Raw genomic sequence first — 14,469 nt, forward strand, 5'->3', positions numbered from 1 at the left:
TTTATTCCCCTCTTCGCCATTTTTCAAACTTTTCTAGAACATCATCAGATAAAGGTATTTTAGATTTCGGCATGGTTTTGAGGTGCTGTGACACATTGTGACTAATTTCCCTTTCAAGCTCCGCCAATTCCAGTGACAATTCCCGTGCAGACTTCCTTAGAGCACCTTGCCCAAAAATAATTCGTTGCTCTGCATAATCAGAGGTTGCAACATAAACCTGTGTCTGGACATTCTTTAACCTCTTAACTAGGCGTTCAATGCATTCGTCAGCTGTTTCCTTTTCCTTCGTATAGATTATTTCTACTTTGTATTGCTTCAATTTATTTTCAATACCACGCACATAATACGCATCAAATACAATAATTACCCTGTGACCCGAGTATGCTTGATATTCTGCCATCATCTCGATTAATTTATCCCGTGCTTGTCCCAAATCCTTCTTCTTTAGTTCCTTCAACTCATCCCAATCGCCAATAATGTTGTAGCCATCCACTATTAATACCACCATGGTTACTCACCAATCGGATATCTTTTACGATACACCTCATACAATAGCAAGCTACAGGCAACAGAAGCATTAAGAGAAGAGACTTTTCCTTTCATCGGAAGACTTACAGTCCAATCACACTTTTCACGCACCAGTCTACTCATACCCTTTCCTTCATTACCGATAACAAGAGCTATCGGCAATGCGCCATCGAGCTTTCGATAGTCCTCTGTTGCCTCCGCTTCCGTCCCAACCACCCAGACATTTCGTTCCTTTAACTCCTCAATTGTCTGAGCAATATTTGTCACTCGTACAACAGGAATATGTTCTAATGCCCCAGCTGCTGTCTTGGCCACCGTTGCCGTTAGACCTACAGACCTTCTTTTCGGAATGATAACACCATGCGCTCCAGTAGCATCAGCCGTCCTTAGGATAGAGCCTAAATTATGTGGATCCTCCAGTTCATCAAGAATAATAAAAAATGGGCTTTCCTCTCGTTCTTTGGCTCGTTCAAACAATTCATCTAATGATGCGTAATCATAAGGAGCCACATATGCGATAACCCCTTGATGGTTACCATCTGAGAGCTGATCTATTTTATTCTTTGGGACTTTTTGTACGATTGTACCTGCTGACTTGGCTAATTGGTTTATTTTTCCTTGTGCATTTGCATTTAACTGATCTGAGATTAATACTTTATTGACTGAACGACCAGATTTAAGCGCCTCAACAACTGGATTTTTACCAATAATTATTTCCTTTTCCATTAGTTATTCCTCCTTTCTATGTAGTCGATTGCTTGCTTCATTAACTCATTTAAGCGCGTTTCTTCTTTTGATAAATAGTAATATCCAAGCAACGCTTCAAAAGCAGTACTATAACGATATGTTTGCACACTTGTATTTTTCGGAATAGAACCAGATTTTGCATTTCTTCCTCTTGCTACAATCGCTTCTTCTTCCTCTGTAAGTAATTTCTCTTCCAGCCAATTCAATAGGACAGCAGCTTGGGCTTTTGCAGAAACAAAGGTTATCGCTTCCTTATGCAAATCATTCGGCTTGACTGTCCCCTTCCCTAATAAATACTCTCGAACAAAAACCTCATAAACCGCATCGCCCATATAGGCAAGGGCTAGGCTTTTCATTAGTCTGATATCGTTGTTCATTTCCTAGCCTCTCTTCCAGCGCACTCCTTGTGGTGTATCTTCTAGAATAATACCTTTCTCCTTAAGAAGATCACGAATTTCATCTGCACGATTAAAGTCTCGATTCTTTCTAGCATCATTACGTTCTTGGATTAACTCCTCAATGACCTCATCTAGTAGTGTTTCTTCTTCCTTAATTGTAATGCCCAAAATATCAAGGAAGGTTAAAATGGTTTCCTGAAACAGATTGATTACCTCAACTGATGTGTGATCTTGATTTAAGTACACATTTGCTTCTTTTGTTAGGTCAAAAAGAACAGAAATAGCATTTGCCGTATTTATATCATCATCCATTTCCGCTTCAAAGCGTTTTTTGAAATCATCAATTTTCTCTAACCATTCATCGGCCTGATGATCAAGATTTGTACTAGATGCCTTTCGATGCTCTAAATTTTGATAGGATGTTTTTACTCGTTCCAGACTGTTTTTCGCAGATTCTAATAGATCATTTGAAAAATTGATCGGGTGACGATAATGTACACTTAACATGAAGAACCGAATAACATTTGGGTCATGCTCTGCTAGAAGATCCCTTGTTAATACAAAGTTACCAAGTGACTTCGACATTTTCTCATTATTAATATTAATATACCCATTATGCATCCAATAGTTTGCAAAGGACTTCCCATTATTTGCCTCAGATTGTGCTATTTCATTCTCATGATGTGGGAACGTCAAATCTTGGCCTCCTGCATGGATATCTATCGTCTCGCCTAGGTATTTTTTAGCCATTGCCGAGCATTCGATATGCCAACCAGGACGACCTTTGCCCCAAGGAGAATCCCATGAAATTTCGCCCTCTTTTGCGGCCTTCCATAAAGCAAAATCTAATGGATCATCCTTTTTTTCCCCTATTTGGATTCTAGCACCAGAACGTAATTCATCGATGGATTGATGGGATAGCTTTCCATACCCTTCAAATGCTCTAGGTTTGAAGTAAACATCCCCATCTGCTTCATATGCATAGCCTTTCTCTACTAAGCTTTCGATAAAATGAATAATGTCCTGCATCGTATCTGTTACTCTTGGGTTATGGGATGCCTTTTTCACGCCTAATCTACTAACATCTTCTAAATACGCATCGATATACCGATTAGATACATCAAAAACATTTTCGCCAAGCTCATTGGCAGTTTTAATAATTTTATCGTCAACATCGGTAAAGTTGAGCACATAGTTAACGTCAAACCCTTTGTATTCTAGATATCTCCTAACCGTATCAAACACAATAGCAGGACGGGCATTCCCTATATGAATATAGTTGTATACGGTTGGTCCGCAAACATACATCCGTACTTTCCCTTCCTCAATTGGCTGAAACGCTTGCTTTTCCCTTGTCAGTGTATTATAAATTTTTATCGACATGATTTATTTCCCTTCTTTCAATTTAGCTATTTCTGCTTTTAATAGTTCAATTTCCTCTTGCATTTTTGAACATGTATCAGCAACTGGATCTGGTAACTTATGATGATCTAAATCGCGTCTTACTTTCTCTCCGTTTTGAATGACAACCTTGCCCGGAATCCCTACAACAGTTGAATGGTCGGGAACATCCTTTAATACAACAGAGCCAGCACCAATCTTAGCACTCTCACCAACGGTAATTGATCCTAGCACCTTTGCTCCCGAGGCAATCAGTGCATTATCCTTTATCGTTGGATGACGCTTCCCTTTTTCCTTTCCAGTTCCCCCTAGTGTAACTCCCTGGAATATCGTAACATTATCACCGATTTCACAAGTCTCTCCAATGACAACGCCCATCCCATGGTCAATAAATAAACGTCTACCTATTTTCGCACCTGGATGTATTTCAATTCCTGTAAAAAAGCGGCTTATCTGGGAAATGGCTCTTGCAATAAAATATAGCTTTCGCTTATAAAACGCATGTGCAATTCGGTGAGACCATACAGCATGCAGTCCGGAATAAGTTAAAAATACCTCCAGATATGTTCTGGCAGCAGGATCCTGTTCAAAGACCACATCCATATCTTCCTTCATGCGTTTAAACATTCCCATCCATATCCCTCTTTCCCCATATAAAATTATTCGTTACACTTTTATATATAAAAAAAACGTCTCTGTGTTTAAAACACAGAGACGCTCTAAGCGCGGTTCCACTCTGTTTGAAGGTACCAATAAGTATCCTTCCAACTTGACTCTATTAACGGTAGAGAACCGCCGCTATGTACTATTACTTCCATAACGGACTCCAAGGGGCACTTCATAGTTAGTGGTTAAAATCACTCCCAGCCTATGGTGATTCTCTCTGTGTAACCATCTAGCTACTACTTTCCCTCTTCCACGTTCCTTTATTTTATTGTAGTAATACTATATTATAATTTGCCCTAAATGTGAATTAGATCGCTTCGATTTTTATGCTCCTAATTCCTTCAATAAGGTGTCCAATCGCTCTAAAATTACTTCCTTGCCTAGTAGCTCAATTGCTAATGGAAGCTCTGGACCATGAGTTTGGCCAGTAGTTGCAACACGAATTGGCATAAATAGCTTTTTACCACGATGCCCTGTCTCTTTTTGTGTGGCCTTTATTTGATCTTTAATTGTATCCTTATTAAATTCATCTAAATGAATCAATTTATCGGTAAATACCTGTAATACCTCAGGTACTTGTTCTTCTGCTAATATCGCTTTAGCTTCTTCATCATACTGAACAGTTTTTGAAAAGAACATTTCAGATAGTTCTACAATTTCTTCACCATAACGTAATTGCTCTCGATACAGTCCAATTACCTTCTCTGCCCAGATTCTTGTTTCCTCATCCATATTCTCTGGTATGCGACCTGCATCAATTAAATGTGGCATTGCTAATTCAATTACCTTATCTAAATCTGTAGCTTTAATATATTCATTGTTCATCCACTTTAATTTTTGAACATCGAATATAGCCGGCGAAGTGGATAGTCGCTCTGGATCAAATATTTCAACGAGCTTTTCTTGACTAAATATTTCTTCCTCTCCTACTGGAGACCATCCGAGTAAAGCAATAAAATTAAATAGTGCTTCAGGTAAATACCCAAGGTTTTTGTATTGCTCAATAAACTGAATGATATGAGAGTCACGCTTACTTAACTTTTTACGGTTTTCATTAAGAATCAACGTCATGTGACCAAACTTTGGCGCCTCCCAACCAAATGCTTGGTAAATCATCAACTGTTTCGGAGTATTAGAAATATGCTCTTCACCACGAAGAACATGGGTAATATTCATTAAATGGTCATCAATGGCTACAGCAAAGTTATAAGTTGGTACACCATTTTTCTTAACCATTACCCAGTCACCGATATCACTTGATTCAAATTTAATCGTTTCACGAACGATATCATCAAATACGTAAGTTACATTGTCTGGAACACGGAAACGAATACTTGGCTTACGTCCCTCTGCTTCAAAGGCAGCAATTTGTTCTGGTGTCAAATTACGATGTTTTCCAGAATACTTAGGTGCTTGTCCTTTTGCTATCTGTTCTTCTCGTTCCTGCTCAAGTTCTTCTTCTGACATATAGCATTTATAAGCAAGGCCCATCTCTAATAGCTCATTAACATATTTATTATAAATATCTAAGCGTTCCATTTGGCGATAAGGACCATAATTGCCTCCAACATCGGCACCTTCATCCCAGTCTACACCAAGCCATTTTAAAAACTTAAGCTGACTCTCTTCTCCACCTTCAACATTACGTTTTTCATCTGTATCTTCAATACGAATAATAAATTTGCCATTAAAATGTTTAGCATATAAGTAATTAAATAATGCAGTACGAGCATTTCCTATATGTAAATGTCCAGTTGGACTTGGTGCATAACGCACACGTACTTCATTTGTCATAGTTAGTCTCTTCCTTCTTTTATTGGATTTGTTATAAAATATCTTAGTAAAAAGACAGCTTGGTGGTGGCTGAATGTATTATTGTTAGTAAGAAAAATTTGGTGTACCGAGTAGTCCATTACACAAGGGCTCACCGCCACCAAACGGAAAGCGAAGTGTATTTGTGCAGCGGTAAACACACGTAACAAAACATAAGTATTTAACGGTAATTACTTTCCCTATAACATTATAACAAAAAGTGATAACACTGACTGTTATCACTTTATTTATTGTCAATCTCCAATATAAGTTATACCCTTTTTACAATGCTTTTTCAAGTAATTTTGGTTTAGCAAAAATCATACGTCCTGCTGATGTTTGTAAAACACTAGTTATAAGTACTTCAATTGTTTTTCCGATATAATTTCTACCTTCTTCTACAACAATCATGGTGCCGTCATCTAAATATGCAATCCCTTGATTCTGTTCCTTTCCGTCCTTAATAACTTGTACCAACAGTTCTTCACCAGGTAGGACAACAGGCTTAACTGCATTTGCAAGATCATTGATATTAAGAACGTGAACACCTTGAAGATCGCAAACCTTATTTAAGTTAAAATCATTTGTTACAACAATACCATCGATAACCTTCGCAAGCTTTATAAGTTTGCTGTCTACCTCTTGAATATCTTCAAAATCACCTTCATAGATTTCTACCTTAATAGGTAGTTCCTTTTGAATTCGATTTAGCACGTCTAATCCTCTTCTACCACGATTCCGCTTAAGAACATCTGATGAATCTGCAATATGCTGAAGCTCACCGAGAACAAACTGAGGGATGATAATTGTTCCTTCTAAAAAGTTAGTTTGGCAAATATCTGCAATTCGACCATCAATAATAACACTAGTATCTAGTATTTTAGGACGAGGTAGATTTAGTTCATTTGTTTCACCATCTGATGATGTCCGCTTCTTTTCCTTGCGGTTAATGGTTAACAAATTCAATAATTCATCCCGTCGTCTAAATCCAACCTGGAAGCCAAAATAACCTAATAGAATTGTAATAAATAGTGGAATAACCTTTGAAACAAATTCGATATTGATTTCTTGAATCGGTAAATTAATTAAAAATGCAGTAACCAGACCAATAATTAATCCTAAACTCCCGAATAATAGATCACCTATCGGAATCCTTACTAATCCCTCTTCAATCCACCTTAAAAAGTCTACAATATAATTAGCAATCCAATAAGAAATGACGAAAAATATAATTGCACCTAATGCAGCCCCTAAATATGGTGAATCAATCCAGGTTATATTCGAGAAATTTAATAGCCTAATAAAATATGGTATATATAAATACCCAATGGTACCACCCGAAATGATAAAGAATAAGTGAACAATTTTTTTCAGCACCACTGTCACCTCCTAACCATTATTATTACCTATAAACTTAAAATAATAACCATTATTTACAAATTAGATTAGTACTTTACCATAATAGCACAGCTAATGAAAACAATCAAATTGGCAAAATATAAATTTTACCACATACAGAATTCCAAGTCAATCAAAATTCGACAAAATTCTATTATTTTCTGCGGTTGTTATCTAACCAACCCTATATTCAACGCATCCTGTATGCATTTCACCCCTACAACCTGTATATCTGCCGGAGGAGTCCATCCATCTAGATTGTTTTCTGGACAGAAAACCCGACTAAAACCTAATTTAGCAGCCTCCTGAACACGCTGTTCTATTCTTGATACACGTCTTATCTCTCCGGTTAAGCCTACTTCGCCAATAAAAATATCATCTGGTCTTGTCGGAATATCTCGAAAACTGGAGGCAATACTTACTGCGATTGCTAAATCAATTGCCGGCTCGTCCAATTTCACACCACCAGCTACCTTAATATAAGCATCCTGGTTCTGAAGCATGAGCCCTACTCTTTTTTCTAATACGGCCATTAATAATGGAACACGGTTATGATCTACACCTGTAGCCATTCTTCTTGGGTTACCAAAGCTAGTTGGGGAAATTAATGCTTGTATTTCTACCAAAACAGGCCTTGTACCTTCCATCGATGCAACAACTGTAGAGCCCGCGGCACCTTGTGAACGTTCCTCTAAAAATATCTCCGAAGGGTTCATAACTTCCCGTAGTCCCTCTTCCTTCATTTCAAAAATGCCCATTTCATTCGTGCTACCAAAACGATTTTTTACCCCGCGAAGTATGCGATAAGTATGATGTCTTTCTCCCTCAAAATAAAGAACTGCATCCACCATGTGCTCCAATAGTCGCGGCCCAGCAATAGCGCCGTCCTTCGTAACATGTCCCACAATAAATATTGGAACACCGCTTGTTTTTGCGATACGCATTAATTCGCTGGTGCATTCCCTTACTTGTGAGACACTTCCCGGAGCACTAGCAATCTCTTCTCGATAAATAGTCTGAATAGAGTCAATGACGACAAACGATGGTTTGAGTTGTTCGATATGATTTGCTATTGCTAACAGATTTGTTTCGGAAAGTATATAAAGCAAATCAGATTTTACCCCTAGACGATCTGCTCGTAGCTTCGTTTGACGAATCGACTCCTCACCGGAAATATAAAGGACTGGCAGCTCTTTCTCTGCAAGCTGCGAAGATACTTGTAATAATAGTGTCGATTTCCCAATACCAGGGTCTCCACCAATTAACACGAGTGATCCTGCGACAATTCCACCACCTAAGACACGGTTAAGCTCTTTCGATTTTGTCGTAATCCTTGGTTCTTTTTGCGACACTATTTCTGTTATTTTTTGGGGTTTACTTCCAGCAGTTGTTACACCACTAAAGGTGTGTCTAGTCTGCTTTCCTGTCATCTCTATTTCTTCAACAAATGTATTCCAATTATGACAGCCAGGACATTTTCCAAGCCACTTAGCTGACTCATAGCCACAATCTTGACAGACAAATTTTGTTTTAAGTTTTGCCAACCTACTCATTCCTTTCGGCTATCTCTATTATATACGTTTTTTATATGTGCTTGGTTACAGGAATCTATCAATTTTATTGTAAATTCCCTAATGTTTGCCACATATTTTTCACATTGAACCCTATTTCGCATCTTATCACAATTCCCGGATTATAGAAAAAAACCAGAAGAGAAAATTCTTCTAGTTTTTTCTATTGTTTTATTCATTTTTTAGGACAAAATAATAAATTCACCTTTATTACTTAAGCCAATTTTGACCTTTTGCCCTATTTTAATCGTGCCTTTTAGTAATTCCTCTGACAGTAAATCTTCAATATTCTTTTGAATGGATCTTCTAAGTGGTCTTGCACCATATTCAGGATCAAATCCTTCATTGGCAATCTTCTCAATTGCTTTATCTGTTAACGTGAATTCCACATCCTGTTCCGCTAATCGTTTTTGTACATCCTTGATCATGAGGGTAACGATACTCTTCATATGTTTCTTCTCTAAAGAATGGAAAACAATTGTCTCGTCAATGCGGTTTAAAAATTCTGGACGGAATGCTTTCTTCAATTCATCCATAACTTTTGCTTTCATATCCTTATAGTCTTTGCCTTCCTCTTCTAAGTTGAAGCCAACAAACTTATTACGTTTTAATTCGCTTGCACCTACATTTGATGTCATGATTAGAACCGTGTTACGAAAATCTACAACTCTTCCTTTAGAATCGGTTAAACGTCCATCCTCTAGTACTTGTAATAAAATATTAAAGACATCTGGATGAGCCTTTTCTACTTCGTCTAGTAATACAACAGAATATGGCTTTCTGCGAACCTTTTCCGTTAATTGGCCGCCTTCTTCATAACCTACATAACCTGGAGGTGATCCAACTAAACGTGAAGTTGAATGCTTCTCCATATATTCCGACATATCAATACGAATCATCGCATCCTCATCTGCAAACATTGCCTCTGCTAATGCACGAGCAAGCTCGGTCTTACCAACTCCTGTAGGACCTAGGAAAATGAATGATCCAATTGGACGCTTCGGATCCTTTAAACCTGCACGAGCCCTACGAATCGCTTTTGCAACCGCCTTAACTGCCTCTTCTTGACCAATTACGCGGTCATGAAGAACTTCTTCTAGGTTTAATAGACGCTCACTTTCATCCTTCGTTAATTTCGATACCGGTACTCCTGTCCATGTAGAAACAATACTTGCTATATCCTCAACAGTTACTTGGGAATCCTCTTGGCCTTGCTTCGCCTTCCACTCTCTTTTCGTGGTTTCCAATTCTTCCCTTAACCGTTGCTCTGAGTCTCTTAGTGAAGCAGCTTTTTCAAATTCTTGACTTTGTACTGCTGCATCCTTTTCCTTTCGTACTTCTTCTAGTTTTTGTTCTAGGTCTTTTAAATTTGGTGGAACGGTGTATGAGCGTAGTCTAACCTTCGAACCCGCCTCATCTATTAGATCAATTGCTTTATCTGGAAGGAAGCGATCGGTAATATAACGGTCCGATAATTTCGCCGCTGCTTCAATTGCTTCATCTGTTATTGTAACACGATGATGTGCTTCATATCGGTCACGTAATCCCTTTAATATTTGAATGGTTTCTTCTAATGTTGGTTCATCCACTTGAATTGGTTGGAATCTTCTTTCAAGGGCTGCATCTTTTTCGATATATTTACGATACTCCTCTAATGTAGTAGCACCAATACATTGAAGCTCTCCACGTGCTAAGGAAGGCTTTAATATATTCGAAGCATCAATCGCACCTTCTGCTCCTCCAGCACCTATTAAGGTATGCAGCTCATCAATAAACAGGATAATGTTACCCGCCTGACGAATCTCTTCCATTACTTTTTTCAAACGGTCTTCAAACTCACCACGATATTTAGTACCAGCAACAACCGTCCCCATATCAAGGGTCATGACACGCTTATCACGAAGTGTTTCAGGAACTTCATTATTAACAATTTGTTGTGCCAGCCCTTCTGCTACTGCAGTTTTTCCCACTCCAGGCTCACCAATTAGTACCGGATTATTTTTTGTTCGACGGCTTAGCACTTGGATAACACGTTCAATTTCTTTGCTTCTTCCGATAACTGGGTCTATGTTGCCATCTTTTGCACTAGCTGTTAAATCACGTGCTAAAGAGTCTAGTGTTGGTGTATTTGCACTAGAGGATTGTCCACGGCCTTGTCGACCTGCCTGTGACTCATTACTTCCTAAAAGCTGAAGCACCTGTTGTCTTGCTTTGTTTAAACTGACTCCTAGATTATTTAAAACTCTAGCAGCAACACCCTCACCCTCACGAATTAACCCTAGTAGAATATGTTCAGTCCCTACATAGGAATGACCTAGCTTTCGTGCTTCATCCTGGGATAGCTCCACTACCTTTTTGGCTCTAGGAGTGTAATGGATTGTTTGCATCGGTTGTTTACCTGTCCCTATTAATTTCTCCACTTCTTCTTGAATCTTTGCAATTTCGAGCCCAAGTGATTCTAATGCTTTAGCAGCTATCCCTTCGCCCTCACGCACTAGACCGAGTAAAATATGTTCTGTTCCAATATTATTATGTCCAAGTCGTACCGCCTCTTCTTGGGACAAAGCCAATACTTTTTGTGCTCTTTCTGTAAAACGCCCAAACATCATATAACCATTTCCTCCTACCTATTTCTCAAATTGTAATCGTTCCCTAATTAAAGATGCTCTAAGTATGTCTCGTTCATTTGCTGTTAACGTCTTTTTAGCAAAATACTGCAAAAAGCCAGGCTGTGTTAAAACCATTAGTTCATTAAGTATATTACGAGAAACATTTTTAATGATTCCTAAATCTATTCCTAAACGAACATTAGATAAACATCTTGCCGCTTCCTTTGATTCAATAATTCTACTGTATTCTAAAACACCTAATGAACGATAAATGCGATCCTCCAATTCAATTCCGGATTGCTCTAGTATTCTGTTTCTTGCCTTTCTTTCGTGGCCAATTAATTGCTGAACAACACTTTCTAAGTCCTCTATGATATGTTCTTCTGTTTTTCCTAGTGTAATCTGGTTGGAAATTTGAAATAGATTCCCTAACGCCTCGCTACCCTCACCATAAATTCCACGGACAACAAGGCCTAATTGATTAATTGCTGGCATCATTCGATTAATTTGTTTTGTCATCGCAAGTGCAGGCAAATGCATCATTACAGAAGCCCGCATTCCAGTTCCAACATTTGTCGGACAGCTTGTAAGAAATCCTCTTGTCTCATCAAAAGCATAAGAAACCTTCTCTTCTAACCAGTCATCAAGCTCCAATGCTTTCGTTAACGCTTTGGTTAGTTGAAGTCCTGGAAAATATAGCTGAATCCTGATGTGGTCTTCTTCATTTATCATAATTGACACTTGTTCATTTTCAGAAATTAAGGTAGCAGCAGCCCCTTCCTTTTTTGCTAATAAGGGACTAATTAGGTGTTTTTCAACTAAGACACTCTTCTCAATTGCGGTAAGATCTCGGATTGAAACAAACTCCAGATCCTTATAGTCCTGAAACGAAGTGTGTTCATATTCTATTTGGAAAAACTCCCTAATCTTCTCAAGATCCTTCTGATCAGCGATAATCGGAAATGGCATGTCTGCAAAGTTTCGGGCCAATCGAATACGACTGCTTAGAACTATATCATTATCTGGCCCTTCCTCCCGCATCCATGGACTAATTGCTTCATTCATAAAATGCTCTAGTGTCACCTTGCGTCACCCTTTTCCTTCTGATCAATTTGTTGCTCTATTTCCTTAATTTTATCTCTCACTACGGCTGCTTGCTCAAATTCTTCATTCATAATTAAATTTTGTAGCTCATCTTTTAAAGAAGATAGCTGTTTTTTTAAGTGTAGGTTACCTCCTATGCGCTTTGGTATTTTTCCACGATGCTCCGTATTTCCACTATGCACCCTGCGAAAAATAGGATTTAAATTTGACGCAAATGTATGGTAACACTCACCACAACCAAATTTTCCTATTTGCTTAAACTCTGTAAATGTTAAACCACATTTTGGACATTGGAGATCATTTTCCTTATTAAATGTCGTCCCATGTGAAGCACCCATAGGATTTGATTCAAAATTAAATAAACCTGTTAACAAATTATGAAGTGAATAGCCTTCCTCTGGATATGTCATATATCCTTTTTCCTTGGCGCAGACTTCACAGATTTGAACCTCGGTTTTATGACCATTAATAACTTGTGTATAATGCAATGTAGCGGGTCTTTGATGGCATTCCTGACACTCCATTGGTTTTCCCCCTTCAAATCAAATTGAAACCATTATAAATACTTTAAGGTTGTTAACATCGATGTTAATATACGAGCTCTTACTTCATCCCTTAGTGGTAATTGAAAGGCAAGTGTATTTCTTCCAAGCCCACTAGCCATAATCTTTGCCTCTCGCTCTGTAATAATTTCTTCTTCTACTAAACGTTCTAATACATCAATGGAGGCTTGTTGGGTAACAGTAGGATTTATTAAGCGAATAATTTCATCGATCAACTCTGACTTGTCTTGATGTTTGATACGTATAATTCGAATATAGCCTCCTCCACCACGCTTACTTTCAACAATATATCCTTTTTCAACCGTAAAGCGTGTATTTATGACATAATTTATTTGAGAAGGAACACATTGGAATCTATCTGCGATCTCACTTCGCTTTATCTCAATTACATCCTGTCCTTTTGTTTGTAATACCTTCTTTAAATATTGTTCAATTATGTCAGAAATATTGCTCATAAGTATACCTCCCCTAATCCAATCCTGCCAATAAAATCGTTCTGACTTTGACTATCTTTGACTATGCCTTTATTATACTTTAAATTTGAATAGATGCAAATACCTTACCCTCTCTATTCTAGACAAAAAATTTTTGAAAAAATCATTGATCCCTATTTTTACGTAGCTATTTGTGTAAAAAGGCAAAAGGTCTAACATTCCTTATTTACAGCTAACACTTTTATAGAGTGTTGAAACAAAGAAGTCAGACCTATTTATGACTTTATAATATAAGATTAACGCTCTGAAGCGCCTTTTACAGAATCAATATTGGACAAATGATCCATTAGCTTCATCCGATTTAAATTTTTTTCACGGTTAAATTTAACAAATATGCTTCTTAAATTATTCTCTACCTTTATAACCTCAACCTCCTTAATCGTCAGATTGTGTTCTTCAAATACTGATATTACCTTATTGATTTCTAAATTTGGATATGCGACTATCTCAATGACCATATAGTTCTTATTTTTGGTAAAAAGTCTCTCAAAGTTATTTAGAAATACTAAGCTTAATAAAATGATTAATGTTGTAAATACAGCTACTGCATACATACCTACACCTACAACGAGCCCAAGACCTGCAACTGCCCAAATAGATGCCGCGGTAGTTAAACCTCTTATCGTGCCGCCGTAAACCATAATAGTACCTGCTCCTAAGAACCCAATACCACTAATTACATAAGAAGGTATTCTTGCTGGATCAAAACGGATATTACCATACTGTTCGATATAAGCGTCAAAGCCATATAAGGATAATACCATCATTAGACAGGAACCAACACCTACTAAAATATGTGTACGGAACCCTGCTGAATGATTTTTTAACTCCCTTTCAAACCCGATAAGTCCCGATAATAGCAAAGCAATAAGTACTCGAGTAATAATTAAAATAAAGTGCTCGTTCAAAAGCTCTGAAAAAAGTGCATTCATCCTACAACTCCTCCTTATTCTCTCTATTATCAGTTTAGTAATTTTGAGAGTAAATATGATGTTGATTTTATTATAAAGAAAAAAGCTAAGTCACTATATAAGTAACTTAGCTTTTAATTTGCCTGGCAGCGTCCTACTCTCGCAGGGGCAATGCCCCAACTACCATCGGCGCTGAGAAGCTTAACTTCTGTGTTCGGTATGGGAACAGGTGTGACCTTCTCGCCATCGCCACCAGACAAAGCGTCT

Annotated in this window: 13 protein-coding genes, 1 rRNA gene and 1 other annotated feature; all 14 genes read right to left on the reverse strand. The window is 37.8% G+C overall.

Going from position 1 to position 14,469, the window contains the following annotated elements:
- Position 1: 1 nt before the first annotated feature.
- The gene (locus tag KI338_RS17135; RefSeq protein WP_212922247.1) at positions 2-508 is read right to left on the reverse strand and encodes an NYN domain-containing protein; all 507 of its coding nucleotides are present in this window, start codon (positions 506-508) and stop codon (positions 2-4) included.
- Between the two features lie 2 nt (positions 509-510).
- Positions 511-1,254, reverse strand: a complete 744-nt coding sequence (gene rlmB, locus KI338_RS17140) for a 23S rRNA (guanosine(2251)-2'-O)-methyltransferase RlmB (RefSeq protein ID WP_212922248.1) — start codon at positions 1,252-1,254, stop codon at positions 511-513.
- The gene (locus KI338_RS17145; protein ID WP_212922249.1) at positions 1,254-1,652 is read right to left on the reverse strand and encodes a Mini-ribonuclease 3; all 399 of its coding nucleotides are present in this window, start codon (positions 1,650-1,652) and stop codon (positions 1,254-1,256) included. The genes rlmB and KI338_RS17145 overlap by 1 nt, the downstream gene beginning before the upstream one ends.
- A 3-nt stretch (positions 1,653-1,655) precedes the next feature.
- Positions 1,656-3,056 carry a cysteine--tRNA ligase gene (cysS, locus tag KI338_RS17150; protein WP_212922250.1) on the reverse strand — a complete coding sequence of 467 codons (1,401 nt, stop codon included), beginning with the start codon at positions 3,054-3,056 and terminating at the stop codon, positions 1,656-1,658.
- Positions 3,057-3,059: 3 nt separating this feature from the next.
- The gene (gene cysE, locus KI338_RS17155; protein WP_212922264.1) at positions 3,060-3,701 is read right to left on the reverse strand and encodes a serine O-acetyltransferase; all 642 of its coding nucleotides are present in this window, start codon (positions 3,699-3,701) and stop codon (positions 3,060-3,062) included.
- A gap of 80 nt (positions 3,702-3,781) precedes the next feature.
- Positions 3,782-4,002: a binding site (T-box leader), on the reverse strand.
- Positions 4,003-4,064: 62 nt separating this feature from the next.
- Positions 4,065-5,534 (reverse strand): glutamate--tRNA ligase, encoded by a 1,470-nt coding sequence (gene gltX, locus KI338_RS17160; RefSeq protein WP_212922251.1) that lies wholly within the window; start codon positions 5,532-5,534, stop codon positions 4,065-4,067.
- A gap of 300 nt (positions 5,535-5,834) precedes the next feature.
- Positions 5,835-6,929, reverse strand: coding sequence for a PIN/TRAM domain-containing protein (locus KI338_RS17165; protein WP_212922252.1), 1,095 nt, complete (start codon positions 6,927-6,929; stop codon positions 5,835-5,837).
- A 191-nt stretch (positions 6,930-7,120) separates the two neighbouring features.
- A complete protein-coding gene (gene radA / locus KI338_RS17170) occupies positions 7,121-8,494 on the reverse strand; it encodes a DNA repair protein RadA (protein ID WP_212922253.1) in 1,374 nt (457 codons plus the stop codon).
- A 209-nt stretch (positions 8,495-8,703) separates the two neighbouring features.
- A complete protein-coding gene (clpC, locus tag KI338_RS17175; RefSeq protein ID WP_212922254.1) occupies positions 8,704-11,130 on the reverse strand; it encodes an ATP-dependent protease ATP-binding subunit ClpC in 2,427 nt (808 codons plus the stop codon).
- An 18-nt stretch (positions 11,131-11,148) separates the two neighbouring features.
- Entirely contained in the window at positions 11,149-12,213 is a 1,065-nt protein-coding gene (mcsB, locus tag KI338_RS17180) for a protein-arginine kinase McsB (protein WP_212922255.1), read from the reverse strand.
- Positions 12,210-12,758 carry a protein-arginine kinase activator protein McsA gene (gene mcsA / locus KI338_RS17185; protein ID WP_212922256.1) on the reverse strand — a complete coding sequence of 183 codons (549 nt, stop codon included), beginning with the start codon at positions 12,756-12,758 and terminating at the stop codon, positions 12,210-12,212. The genes mcsB and mcsA overlap by 4 nt, the downstream gene beginning before the upstream one ends.
- 32 nt (positions 12,759-12,790) lie before the next feature.
- Positions 12,791-13,252 (reverse strand): CtsR family transcriptional regulator, encoded by a 462-nt coding sequence (locus KI338_RS17190; RefSeq protein ID WP_212922257.1) that lies wholly within the window; start codon positions 13,250-13,252, stop codon positions 12,791-12,793.
- Between the two features lie 275 nt (positions 13,253-13,527).
- Positions 13,528-14,223: an MgtC/SapB family protein gene (locus KI338_RS17195; protein ID WP_212922258.1), complete on the reverse strand. Its 696-nt coding sequence runs from the start codon at positions 14,221-14,223 to the stop codon at positions 13,528-13,530.
- 120 nt (positions 14,224-14,343) lie between these two features.
- Positions 14,344-14,459: ribosomal RNA gene (gene rrf / locus KI338_RS17200) — 5S ribosomal RNA — on the reverse strand.
- Positions 14,460-14,469: the final 10 nt, after the last annotated feature.

This window comes from Ornithinibacillus bavariensis, from assembly GCF_018333235.1.
Lineage (GTDB): Bacteria > Bacillota > Bacilli > Bacillales > Amphibacillaceae > Ornithinibacillus > Ornithinibacillus bavariensis.